The sequence below is a fragment of the Mesorhizobium sp. P2_A8 genome, from assembly GCF_056404935.1.
In genome coordinates, this window is record NZ_JBFUDB010000007.1 from 232,018 (window position 1) to 245,270 (window position 13,253).

Consider the following 13,253-nt stretch of genomic DNA (forward strand, 5'->3'; position numbering starts at 1 on the left):
CGATTGGTCAGCCGGGATTTTCCCGTTGCATCGACAGAAACGTCGTGGCCGCGGAAACCAAGGTCGCGGCGCCGACTTTCAAGGCGGCCTCATCGACGCGAAACCTCGGATGGTGAAGCGGAAAGACCGATCCGACGTCTTCATTGCGGATTCCGAGCCGAAAATAGACCGATGGGCGCTTGTCGCTGTAGTAGCCAAAATCGTCGGCGATGGTCCATCCAGGTGTGTTGAGGACATTGTCGGGCCCGATGCAGGCCTTGGCGCTGGCGACAATCAGCTCCGTCATCTCGGCGTCGTTGACGACCCCCGGTTCGCCCTTGTGGATGTCGAGTTGCACACTGGCGCCGTGGCTCGCCGCCATCCCCTCCAGTATGGCACGAACGCGCCGCCAGGCTCGCTCACGCGTTGCGTCGCTGGCGCTGCGGATGGTCCCTTTCAATGCGACCTTGCCGGCGATCACGTTGTAGGCGCTGCCGCCGTTGATCCCGGTTACGGAGATGACCAGCGGATCATAGGGGTCGATTTCGCGCGAAACGATCTTCTGCAGTTCGCTCACCATGGAGCAGGCCACGGCAATCGCATCGATGCCCTCATACGGCTTTGCCGCATGTGCCGCCTCGCCGACGACGAGGGCATCGAACGTATCGCACGCCAGAGTGTACGGCCCGGAATTCACAGCGATCTTGCCGGATGGTGTGTACGGATCGACGTGAACGCAGATGGCGGCGTCGACGTCGTCGAGAAGCCCCTCTTCCACCACGCGTCTGCCGCCCGACGGCTCGTCTTCCTCGGCCGGCTGGAAGATGAGGCGGACGGTTCCGCCAAACTCATCCCGCGACTGGTGAAGATGCGCGGCAACCGCGAAGGCCATAGATGCGTGGGCGTCGTGGCCGCAGGCATGCATCACACCTGGATTGATCGACGCAAAGTCGACACCGGACGCCTCCTCGATCGGCAAGGCATCGATGTCGGCGCGTATCGCCACCTTTCGGTTTGACGGCTTGCCCGTGCCGACAATGTCGACCGCCAGGCCAAAGCCCGCGACGTCGCGAATGTCGACAATTCCCTGACCAGCCAGCATCTGCCTGAGATAGCGCTGCGTGTTGGCTTCGTGGTTCGAAAGCTCCGGATTGCGGTGCAGATGGCGGCGGATCTCGATCATGCGATCGAGAATTCCGGCATCGATCTCGATCGTGTCGGCATGCGCGCCTGCCGGGGCCGCACTTTCATGATTTGACATGGATTTCTCGCGGAAATTTCGTCAGCGTCTCATTGCCGGTTTCGGTAACCAGGATGGTCTCGCTGATCTCGATGCCCCATCCGTCCATCCACATGCCAAGAATGGAATGAACGACGTTGCCTGATACAAGCACCGTCTTGTCGCCCGGCCTAAGGCTGATCGTGTGTTCGCCCCAATCCGGCGGATAGGCGACGCCGATCGAATAGCCGATACGCGACTCCTTCTTCAGTCCATAGCGTTGAATGACCTTGCGCCATGCGCCCTCGACGGCTTCGGCTGATATCCCCGGCCTGACCGCATCGAGCACCGCATCCATGCCTTCGATCACCGCCTTTGCCGTATCCGAGACATTGGTCGGCGTCTTGCCGAGCTGCAGGGTTCGCGCCAGCCCGGCAGCATAGCGGCGGCAGACACCGGCGAGTTCCAGGGCGATCGTCTCGTTTTCACCGAACCGCCTGCCGCTCCACATGATATGCGGCGCGGAGGCATTCTCGCCGCCGAGAATTGTTGGCGGCAATGCGGTGATGTCACCGGCGAAGTCCGGGCTGCCGGCGATCTGCGCCGCCTGGATGGCGGCAATGGCATCGCACTCGCGAACACCGGGCGCGATCACTTCGAAGGCGCGCGAGACCGCCGCTTCGGCCAAGGTTGATGCCTTGCGCAAATACGCGATCTCGGGCGCCGATTTGACCGCACGAATCCAGTTCACCAGGAGATCGGCGTCGTGCCATTTCGCATTGGGAAGTCCGGCGACAAGCCGGGCATGCCCTTTCGGCGAGAAATAATAGGCTTCGAGCTCGATGCCGATGTGCCTGATACCCCAACCCTTGGCGACGATCCAGGCCGCGATCCAGTCCATGGGATGACGATCGGCACGCTGAACGTGGCCCTCCGGGAAGCCAACGACGTTCTCGGGCTTCATCCACGCCGTCAGAAGACCACCAGCCGCATCCATGGCGCGCCCGATCCAGACCGGCTCGACCTCTTCGATTGGAACCAGCACCACCTGCGGCGTGTAGAAGGACCAGCCATCATAGCCGGTGATGTAGTGCTGGTTGGCAACATCGTTGATGATCAGGAGTTCGAGACCGCGCTTCGCCATCTCGGTGCGGATCTTTCGAAGCCGCTGCTGGTACTCGTCGCGGGCAAACGGCAATTCGATCATCTCTGCTCCATGTTTGTTGGCTCAACGGTTGCGGGCTCGCCCACCCTTGAAGCGGTTTTGACATCGCGCAATCGGCCAGGAACAGCATGTGAGCCAGTCCTGAACCGGATACGGCCTTCACCGGCCTTGGTTTGATTTGAATTTTGTCATCGTTATCGCGCGGCCGCGCTCGAATTCTCCAGCTGCGGTATCACCGGCAACGGCGTCGAACCCGGCAACATCCTCACCAAGCGATCGAGCTGCATCGCGTCGCGGCCTACATCAAGAACATGGAGGACTCCATCCCGCTCGGCCGCCTCGGCAGCCCGCGCGACGTCGCCAATGCCTTCCTGTTCCTCGCCTCCGATGATGCCAGCCACATCACCGGCACGACCATTGTCGTCGATGGCGGTCAACTGCTGCCCGAGGGCAACGACTTCCGAATCGGGTCTCTCGCAGAGTGAAATGTCTTGACCCGGCTAAACACCATTCCTGTCGTCGCGACCGGTCGAGGCAGCAACGGACGCGTTATCGCCAACCGTCATGCGATGTCCAATGGGACGGCACCCCGACTGAGCGGCGCACCAATATCAGAGACAAGCTTGACGAGGTCCGCCTGCCGCGTCGTGTTGGTCTTGGCAAAGATGCGGCCAAGGTGGGTCTTGATCGTGTTCTCTCCGACCCCGAGCGATAGCGCAGTCTTCTGCATGGTCAGTCCGCCACCCACGGCCAGCAAAACCCGCACTTCCGCTGGCGTGAGATCGAACAGTGTCGTCAGCACCGCCCCCGAGGGCGGCGCGGCCGAGGTTGTCGTCGAGATGAAAATGGCGGCGCATGCGGGATGGAAAGCCGCGCGCGCGGTCCCCTCGGTCAGTGGTAATACATAGGCAACGGCTGGCGGCTGACCGGCCGCGGACAAGGGCAAGCCGATGCCGCGCGCGCCAAGCGACGCATCGGCATGAGCGGCTCCCGATATCGCTTCCAGCAGGGCACGGCCCGTCATCGGATTTTGTGCCTGGAGGATGCCGTTTCTAGAAAAGATGGGCTGCTGAGTCGAAAGCATCGCCTCGGCACGGCCGTTGGCATAAAGGATCGCGCCATCCGCGCTGGTCAGAACGACAGCGCTTGCAAGATTGTCGAGCGTCGCGCGATAGAGACTGGCGGTGACGCGCGCCTGATCGAGCAGGTCGCCGATCAGCGAAGCGCGGCGCAAATGCGGAGAAAGCAGCGCTATGAAGCGCTGCTCCTCCGCAGTGACGGCACCCCTGCTCGCGCGTGTCGTGAAGCTCACGAGGCCGATCCGATCCGAGGTGTGCACGAACTTGGTGATGCAACCCTCGCGCAATCCCTGCGGGCCAGCCCAGTTCCGGTAGAAAGGTGACAGCTGAAGCTCGGCTTCACTCATGCTCGACAATGTCGACAACGGTGTGTCGATGTCGCCGAAGACGACGGCCTTCAGACCTGGAATGTCCTCGAAGCCGTAGTCCTGCTGGAGAACGCGCATCTGCTCCGAATCCCAAGGCGACTGGGCCGCAAAACGTCCATGTTGACCGCCGGGGTCAGCCAGCGCGATGGTTGAATAGGCGGCGTCCACGGACTCCGTGAGCCGGACCATGACGCCGGTCCAGAACTCCGAATTGAGTGCACAATCGTAAATGTCGCCGATGATCGACGAAAGCAATTCGTTGCTCAGCCTGCTCATTTTGCCCCCGCCCAGCAGCGCCCTCCCTTTCTGTCAGTCAGGGATACCGCCCGTCCCTGCCTATACCAGCTTGGTCTCGAAAAGCTCAACGCAAGCCGAAGGATTTCCGAGAGCTCATCCTTTCGGGTGACGACATTGCAACACGCCGGGCCTAGTGGGCGGCGGTAAAGCAGGTTCCAGAACGCGCCAATTCAGGTGCCGTGGCCCTGAGTAGCGTCGGATTCCAAGACTGTATCCAGGCGCAACGACTCAGGAAAACTTCTGCTTCAATTGAGAATTTGTTTTGACGGGGGTCAGAAATGTCGGTTTGGAATAGTCTTGCAGGTGGCGCGTGGTCAACCGCTTCAAATTGGACTGGCGGCGTGCCTGACGCAATCGGTGCTACAGCCGATTTCAGCAATCTCGCCGGTGCCAACCTCACGCATCACATCGACCTGGCGGTTCAAGGTCCATTCACTGTCGGCACCTTGACTCTGGCGAGTTCCCCAATCGAGAATTACAGTCTCGAGAACGGCTCGCTCATCATGAACAAGGCGGGCGGTGCGCTCATCAGCGTGACGTCGAGCGGCAATCCACTGGCAAGTGTTTTGGCGTCGTCGCTGACGCTGCAGCTCAATACGGCAACGTTGATCGCGACGAGCGGAGCCAACACCACCCTCGACGTTCAGGCACAGATTACCGGAACGGGACTGCTAACCAAATCCGGCGTCGGCACCCTGAAACTGTCCGATGCGACCAACAACTGGTCAGGTGGAACGCAAATCGATCAAGGCATGGTTTCGTTTGGCGCCGCCGCGTTCGGAACGGGAGACATCGCGTTCGCCGGCAACAGCACGTTCCGGTCTACAGGCATCACGACGCTTGCCAACGATCTGGTCGAACTTGCCGGCGTTTCGACGACCATCAGAGCACAGACGGGCACGTCACTGACGTTGACCGGTACCTTCGCAGCGCTCGGCGGGGCCGGGACTACGGTGCATTTTGGCAGCGCAGCCGATGCGGGAACGATTCACTTTGTCTCAACTAGCATCACCACCAACGATGCGGGCTCGCTCGCCATTGATGGCGGCACGCTCAGTGTGGGTGCGGCGTTCGCGTCTTTTACCAATGGGCTGGCCAACACGAATATCGCAGCCGGAGCGGTTCTCGACGCGAATGGCTTCAATCTGGAACTGAACCATCTGACCGGAGGGGGCTTGATCAGCAACAACGGCCTTTCCGATGTTGTCGCGAACGTCAATGAAGCCGGCATCTCCAGCTTCTCGGGTGTTTTGGCGAATAGCTTGAGCCATATAGGATTGAACAAGATCGGCATCGGAACGCTGACATTGTCGGGGCTCAATACCTATTCCGGCGCAACCACTGTCGCGATCGGAACATTGCGCGCGGGAGCCGACCACGCCTTCAGCGCTGAGAGCGTTGTCACCGTAAACGCCGGAGCGACGCTCAACATCGGCGCTTTCGATCAAACGGTTGCAGGGCTGGCCGGCAGCGGCGAAGTCCGGGCCGACACAGTGACCTCGGCTACGCTGACAGTCGACCTCGAATTGGGAGCACGGACGTTTGATGGAGTGATCTCGGATGGCTCCGGCGTCTTCGGGAGCCTTAACCTGACGAAGAGCGGTGACGGCACCCAGGTATTTGCGGGCGCCAACACCTATACGGGGGCGACAAATATAGCGGATGGTTCGCTGTATCTGATTTCCGCCGGCACAATAGCGAGTTCATCGGGTCTGGTCATCGCCGCCGGAAGCGCTCTCGACATATCCGGCATCTCCGCAAGCGGGGCGACGATCCAGGACCTGATCAATCACGGGGGCATTGGCCTGTATGGCAAGTCATTGACCCTTTCGCATCAGTCGACGAACGTGACCGGTACCTTCTTTGGCGGCGACGGAGCCGACAATCTCGTCGTCAATCTGGACGCTATGACCGCGAACGTCAGCCTGTCGACGACAGTCTTCGCCAACAATTGGACTGACACGAGCGACGCTATCACTGTTACGGGCAATGGTCTTGCCAATACGATCACCGGTTCTTCCCATGCCGACACCATCAATGGCGGCCTCGGTAATGACATACTGATCGGCGGAGGCGGCGAGGACAATCTGAATGGTGGCGACGGTTCGGATACGGCCTCTTATGCAAGTGCCGCCGCAGGCGTCATTGCGAACCTCTCAAATCACAAGGTCAATACGGGTGACGCCGACGGCGACAGCTATTCCCTCGTCGAAAACCTAACCGGGTCGAGCCATACGGACCAGCTTTACGGCAACGATGTTGCCAATATTCTGGACGGCGGCATCGGTGCCGATACCATGACTGGCGCACAGGGCAATGACACCTACTATGTCGACAATGCCGGCGACCTTGTGGTCGATGTGATTGGCCAGGGCACCGACAATGTGCAGGCCTATGTCAGCTTCAATCTCTCCGGTCAGGAACTGGAGAACCTGCAGCTGCGCACCAGCGCCTCCATCAACGGCACCGGCAACTCCATCGCCAATGTCATGTCAGGCAATTCGGGCGTCAACATCCTGATCGGGCTTGGCGGCAACGATACGCTGGACGGCAACACGGGTGCCGACACCATGCAAGGTGGCATCGGCAACGACACCTATTATGTCGACAATGCCGGCGATCAGGTCATCGAGACCGTCGGCCAGGGTACCGACAATGTACAGGCCTATGTCAGCTTCAACCTTTCCGGCCAGGAGCTGGAGAACCTGCAATTGCGCGGCGCCGCATCCATCAACGGCACCGGCAATTCGATTGCCAACATTATCAACGGCAACAGTGGCAACAACATCATCAACGGCCTTGGCGGCGCCGACACGATGAGCGGCGCTCAAGGCAACGACACCTATTATGTCGACAATGCCGGCGATCACGTGGTCGATGTGATTGGTCAAGGCACCGACAATGTGCAGGCCTACGTCAGCTTCAACCTCTCCGGCCAGGAGCTGGAAAACCTGCAGCTGCGCAGCGCCGCGTCCATCAATGGCACCGGCAATTCCATCGCCAATGTCATCGGCGGCAATTCCGGCAACAACATCATCAACGGGCTCGGCGGCAACGACACGCTGTCCGGCGCGCAGGGTCAGGACAGCTTCGTCTTCACCTCAGCGCTCAATGCCTCGACCAATGTCGATATCATCACCGACTTCACGGTGGTCGACGACACCATCCAGGTCGACAATTTGATCTTTGCAGCGCTTGGCGGCAACGGCACGCTGACGGCCAACCAGTTCGTCAAGAACACCACCGGGCTTGCCGGCGACGGCAACGATCACATCATCTACGAGACAGACACCGGCTGGCTCTATTATGACAGCAACGGCAGTGCCGCGGGCGGTTCCACCCACTTCGCCACCCTCGCCGCCAACCTCGCGCTGACCAACGCCGATTTCGTCGTGGCGTGAGAAGATGAATAGCAGCAAAAGCCTGCTTCAGGGCTGGAGCGGGCGCTGCAACTTTCAGCCGAAACCACCGATGGTTGCAATCCAAGCAGACCGCCGCCTCCGGCGGCGCGACTTCTACTCTTCCTGTTATTCATGGCGTTCCTGAAAATAAAACCGCCAAGCGGTCGCCTCAGCGATTACGATCTGTATGTATTCCATGAAAATTTTCTTTTATCCTCAACAATACTATTGGGATTATAATTTCTGGGCACCTCGTTGGCGCAGAACAGAATGATTCTACGGCTCTCTATATGAGATGACTCTAATACAACCTTCGGATACAATCATCCTTGAGATAATGCCAAACAGCACGGGAGGGCTAAAATGGCTGTCATCAACGGAACTATCGGCGACGACATCAACCCCGGCGTTCAGGACCTGGTCGGCGACGACACCATCAACGCATTGGCCGGTAACGACTTAATTTTCATGGCGATTGGCGGCAACGACCAGGTGAATGGAGGGGACGGGGAGGATGACGTTGTCTACGAGGCTTACACAAATGGCCTGACCATCAACATGCAGACTGGTGTCGTCACCGACGGCCTGGGCAACACCGATACGCTCGACAGTGTCGAGGGGCTGAACGCCAGCTACTTCGCAGACAACATCACGATGCGAGATGACGGCTTTTGGGCGTTTGCGAGGGCGGGCAACGACACCATCCAGATGGGATCAAACGGCGGCAGGGTAATGGCCGGAAGCGGCACCGACACCATAGTTGGCGGCGCCGGCGTGGATACGATTTCCTATTGGGACGACGGCTTTGACCTTGGAGTCGACGCCGACGGCGGCGGCATCATCACACATGGTGCAACGATCAATCTGGCGACCGGCATTGCAATTGACGGCTGGGGCTTCACTGACACCCTGAGCGGCATCGAGAACGCTGAAGGCAGCCAGTTCGCGGACACCATCACCGGCACAACCGGCAACAACGTCATCAACGGCCTTGGCGGCGCAGACACCATGCAGGGCGGTCTCGGCAACGACACCTACTATGTCGACAATGCCGGCGACCAAGTCATCGACGTGACTGGCCAGGGCACCGACAACGTGTTCAGCGCCGTCTCCTTCAATCTCTCCGGACAGGAACTCGAGACCCTGACATTGATCGGCGTGGCGTCCATCAACGGCACCGGCAACTCGATTGCCAACATCATCACCGGCAACAGCGGTAACAACGTCATCAACGGCCTTGGCGGCGCTGACACCATGCAAGGTGGTCTCGGCAGCGACACCTACTATGTCGACAATGCCGGCGACAAAGTCATAGACCTGACTGGCCAGGGCACCGACAACGTCTTCAGTTCGGTCACCTTCAACCTCTCCGGCCAGGAACTGGAGACCCTGACATTGACCGGCGCGGCGTCCATCAACGGCACCGGCAATTCAATCGCCAACGTCATCACCGGCAATTCAGGCATCAACACGCTGATCGGTCTCGGCGGCAACGATACGCTGGACGGCAAGGCGGGCGCCGACACCATGCAAGGCGGCATCGGCAACGACACCTATTATGTCGACAATGCCGGCGATCACGTGGTTGAAACCACCGGCCAGGGCACCGACAATGTGCAGGCCTATGTCTCCTTCAACCTCTCCGGCCAGGAACTCGAGAACCTGCAGCTGCGCAGCTCGGGGAACATCAACGGCACCGGCAATTCGATTGCCAACATCATCAACGGCAATTCCGGCAACAACATCATCAACGGCCTTGGCGGCGCCGACACGATGAGCGGCGCTCAAGGCAACGACACCTATTATGTCGACAATGCCGGGGACCATGTCATAGACCTGACTGGCCAGGGCACCGACAACGTCTTCAGTTCCGTCTCCTTCAATCTCTCCGGCCAGGAGCTGGAGACCCTGACACTGACAGGCGCGGCGAACATCAACGGCACCGGCAATTCGATTGCCAACATCATCACTGGCAACAGCGGTGTAAATACACTTTTGGGCCTCGGCGGCAACGATATCTTCAGAGGAGGCCTCGGTCATGATGTCATGGATGGTGGAGATGGCCTCGACACGGCCGACTACAGCAACCAGGTCGCTGCTGTTGCTGTAAGTCTAACCAAGGCCGTTGACGCTCAAGTCACGATCGGCGGGATCGCGGAAGATACTGTTCGCAACATCGAGAATGTCACCGGCGGCAGTGGTGGCGACACATTGACCGGCGACGGTTTCGTCAACGTTCTCATCGGTGGAGGCGGCAACGATACAATAAGCGGCAGGGACGGGAACGACACGCTCATTGGGGGAGACGGGAATGACATCATCAACGGCAACTCAGGCGACGACAGGCTGATTGGCGGACGTGGAAATGACACGATCAATGGCAATTCCGGCCTTGACACGGTCGACTACAGTACCGACGTCAACAGCGGCGCAGTACATGGTATCGTCGTCAATCTCTGGGCTGGCGGCTCGCAACTGGGGGTGGCAGCCGATACCGCCACGGATTCGTTTGGGAATACGGATTTCGTAACCAATATCCGCAATGTCACCGGTACGCAGTTTGCGGATCAGATATTTGGCGGCGGGCATGACAACATCCTGACTGCCGGCGCGGGCAACGACGTCCTCGACGGCCACCTGGGCAACGACACACTGATCGGCGGAACTGGCAGCGACTTCTTCGTTTTCCATACAGCGCTCGACGCCTTGACCAATGTCGATACCATCACCGACTTCTCAGTCGCCGACGACACCATCCAGGTCGACAATTTGATCTTTGCAGCGCTTGGCGGCAACGGCACGCTGACGGCCAACCAGTTCGTCAAGAACACCACAGGTCTTGCCGGCGACGGCGACGATCACATCATCTACGAGACCGACACCGGCTGGCTCTACTATGACAGCAACGGCAATGCGGCGGGTGGTTCCACCCACTTCGCCACGCTGGCCACAAACCTCGCGCTCACCAACGCCGATTTCGTCGTGGTGTGAGAGGCTGAATAACAACTAAGCTTGCTCCAGGAACCAGAGCGAGCGTTGCAAATCTTAACGAGAACCAATGGTGGTTGCGACGGTCCGCCGTTTAACAAATCGCTAGACCAACAAGCACTCCAGCAGACGCCCACCTCTGCCGGTGCGGCTTCTGCTCTTCCTCTTTTCATGACGCTCTTGAGAGTCGAGCCGTCCAGTGAGCGCCTGGCGCTTCCAACTGTAGTGCTTCCTCGAAAAACTTCGATGCTGCCCGACAATACAATTGGAACTAAAATTTCTGGGCCCCTCGTTGGCGCGGAACAGTTTGGTTCTACGGCCTTCTATATAAGATGACTCTAATACAACCTTCGGATACAATCATCCTTGGGATAATGCCAAACAGCACGGGAGGGCTAAAATGGCTGTCATCAACGGAACCATCGGCAACGACATCAATCCCGGCGTTCAGGACCTGGTCGGCGACGACACCATCAACGCATTGGCCGGCGACGACTACATTATCATGGCGATTGGCGGCAATGACCAGGTGAATGGAGGGGATGGAATCGATGACGTCATCTACGAGAACTACACGAACGGCCTGACCATCAACATGCAGACCGGTGTCGTCACCGACGGCCTGGGCAACACCGATACGCTCAACAGCGTCGAGGGGCTGAACGCCAGCTACTTCGCAGACAACATCACGATGGCAAATGTCGCCTTTTGGGCGTTTGCGAGGGCGGGCAACGACATCATCCATATGGGATCAAACGGTGGGACAGTGTTTGCGGGAAGCGGCACCGACACCATAATTGGCGGCGCCGGCGAAGATATGGTTTCCTACAGGGACGACGGTCTTGACTATGGAGTCGACGTCGACGGTGGTGGCATCATCACACATGGTGCAACGATCAATTTGGCGACCGGCATTGCCGTCGACGGCTGGGGCTTCACGGACACCCTGAGCGGCATCGAGGATGCTGAAGGCACCCAGTTCGCCGACACCATTACAGGCACAACCGGCAGCAACTATCTTGCGGGCGGCGATGGCGCCGATACAATCAATGGCGGCGTGTCGGCCACTGTGGACGTTTACGATTTCTTGCGCGGCGGCAACGGCAACGACACCGTGACGGTGGTTTCCGGTACCGTGTCGGGGGACCAGGGCAATGACAGAATCATTGCACAGACATCCGGAAACACCGACATCGATTATGTCGAGACCCGCTATGACGACGCGGCGACTGCCGTGGTGGCCAACCTCACGGCACAGGCCCGCGCCGGCCTTGCGGCCGGATCGAATGCCATTGGTTTTGCCATCGCAGATGGGCAAGGTGGTGTCGATCGCGTATCCGGCATTCATGCCATCGACGACACATCCTTTGGAGACACTTTCATCGTCGATGCCTCCTTTACCAACACGTTCGGCGGCTACATGGATTTCTATCTCACGGCCGGGAACGACGTTGTAAAATTCCTCGCCGGGGCGGGAGGCCGGGTCAACTACAACCAGGCGGACGGCGCGGTTCTGGTCGATCTGCAGGGCGGCTATGCCCACGACATGGATGAGAGCAACCTCTTCATCGGCTACGACACATTGGTCGGCGTGAATGACGCGCGTGGAACCACGTTCAACGACGCGCTTTATGGCAACGCGGCTGACAATAAGATGCGTGGCCGTGGCGGCAACGATGTTCTGATGGGCCACGACGGTAACGACACGCTCTGGGGCGATGAACGTGATGGTTCCAACGACACGCATTACGGCAATGACTCAATTTACGGCGAAGCTGGAAACGACACGTTGAACGGCGGCCGGGGAGCCGATCTTCTGGATGGTGGCACAGGCGTCGATACCATGCGTGGAGGTGGCGAAAACGACACCTACTACGTCGACAATGCCGGCGATCAGGTCATCGAAACCGTCGGCCAGGGCACCGACAATGTGCAGGCCTATGTCAGCTTCAACCTCTCCGGCCAGGAGCTGGAGAACCTGCAATTGCGCGGCGCCGCATCCATCAACGGCACCGGCAATTCGATTGCCAACATCATCAACGGCAACAGTGGCAACAACATCATCAACGGCCTTGGCGGCGCCGACACGATGAGCGGTGCTCAGGGCAACGACACCTATTATGTCGACAATGCCGGCGATCACGTGGTCGATGTGATTGGTCAAGGCACCGACAATGTGCAGGCCTATGTCAGCTTCAATCTCTCCGGCCAGGAGCTGGAAAACCTGCAACTGCGCAGCGCAGGGAACATCAACGGCACCGGCAATTCCATCGCCAACGTCATCGGCGGCAATTCCGGCAACAACATCATCAACGGGCTCGGCGGCAACGACACGCTGTCCGGCGCGCAGGGTCAGGACAGCTTCGTCTTCACCACGGCGCTCAATGCCTCGACCAATGTCGATACCATCACCGACTTCTCAGTCGCCGACGACACCGTCCAGGTCGACAATTTGATCTTTGCAGCGCTTGGCGGCAACGGCACGCTGACGGCCAACCAGTTCGTCAAGAACACCACAGGTCTTGCAGGCGACGGCGACGATCACATCATCTACGAGACTGACACCGGCTGGCTCTATTATGACAGCAACGGCAGTGCGGCGGGCGGCTCGACCCACTTCGCCACGCTTGCCGCAAACCTGGCGCTGACCAACGCCGATTTCGTCGTGGTGTGAGGGAGAGCGGTTACGCCTGGCCGCTCTGCTTTCGGGGCGGCCGGCGCGATCGAGCGCATTTTACATCGTGCCGCCTTTTGCGC

The 13,253-nt window shown here is 59.3% G+C and carries 6 protein-coding genes and 1 pseudogene; 4 read left to right on the forward strand and 3 right to left on the reverse strand.

The window, feature by feature from the left end; genetic code table 11:
* Positions 1-7 precede the first annotated feature (7 nt).
* Together AC1D10_RS21665 and AC1D10_RS21670 are read right to left on the reverse strand one after the other, a co-directional pair.
* A complete protein-coding gene (locus AC1D10_RS21665; RefSeq protein WP_477275406.1) occupies positions 8-1,240 on the reverse strand; it encodes a M20 metallopeptidase family protein in 1,233 nt (410 codons plus the stop codon).
* Entirely contained in the window at positions 1,227-2,405 is a 1,179-nt protein-coding gene (locus tag AC1D10_RS21670; protein ID WP_477275408.1) for a M24 family metallopeptidase, read from the reverse strand. Before AC1D10_RS21670 ends, AC1D10_RS21665 begins: the two co-directional genes overlap by 14 nt.
* A 156-nt stretch (positions 2,406-2,561) precedes the next feature.
* On the opposite strand from AC1D10_RS21670, the pseudogene AC1D10_RS21675 reads away from it, so the two are divergent.
* Positions 2,562-2,848 (forward strand): annotated as a pseudogene (locus AC1D10_RS21675) (SDR family oxidoreductase); the annotation flags it as partial.
* 77 nt (positions 2,849-2,925) lie between these two features.
* On the opposite strand, the gene AC1D10_RS21680 reads toward AC1D10_RS21675, so the two are convergent.
* Entirely contained in the window at positions 2,926-4,065 is a 1,140-nt protein-coding gene (locus AC1D10_RS21680) for a helix-turn-helix transcriptional regulator (protein ID WP_477275410.1), read from the reverse strand.
* A 383-nt stretch (positions 4,066-4,448) separates the two neighbouring features.
* Between AC1D10_RS21680 and AC1D10_RS21685 the strand changes: the two genes are divergently transcribed.
* The 3 genes from AC1D10_RS21685 (at position 4,449) to AC1D10_RS21695 (ending at position 13,170) form a co-directional block, all read left to right on the forward strand.
* The gene (locus AC1D10_RS21685; protein WP_477275411.1) at positions 4,449-7,508 is read left to right on the forward strand and encodes a beta strand repeat-containing protein; all 3,060 of its coding nucleotides are present in this window, start codon (positions 4,449-4,451) and stop codon (positions 7,506-7,508) included.
* Positions 7,509-7,871: 363 nt separating this feature from the next.
* Positions 7,872-10,499, forward strand: coding sequence for a beta strand repeat-containing protein (locus tag AC1D10_RS21690; RefSeq protein ID WP_477275413.1), 2,628 nt, complete (start codon positions 7,872-7,874; stop codon positions 10,497-10,499).
* Positions 10,500-10,896: 397 nt separating this feature from the next.
* On the forward strand, positions 10,897-13,170 hold the full coding sequence (locus AC1D10_RS21695) for a beta strand repeat-containing protein (RefSeq protein ID WP_477275415.1): 2,274 nt from the start codon (positions 10,897-10,899) through the stop codon (positions 13,168-13,170).
* Positions 13,171-13,253: the final 83 nt, after the last annotated feature.

Bases quoted from the DNA above. Each gene is read 5' to 3' on its own strand.
- AC1D10_RS21665 (WP_477275406.1), bottom strand. From the start codon at position 1,240: ATGTCAAATCATGAAAGTGCGGCCCCGGCAGGCGCGCATGCCGACACG.
- AC1D10_RS21670 (WP_477275408.1), bottom strand. From the start codon at position 2,405: ATGATCGAATTGCCGTTTGCCCGCGACGAGTACCAGCAGCGGCTTCGA.
- AC1D10_RS21690 (WP_477275413.1), top strand. From the start codon at position 7,872: ATGGCTGTCATCAACGGAACTATCGGCGACGACATCAACCCCGGCGTT.
- AC1D10_RS21695 (WP_477275415.1), top strand. From the start codon at position 10,897: ATGGCTGTCATCAACGGAACCATCGGCAACGACATCAATCCCGGCGTT.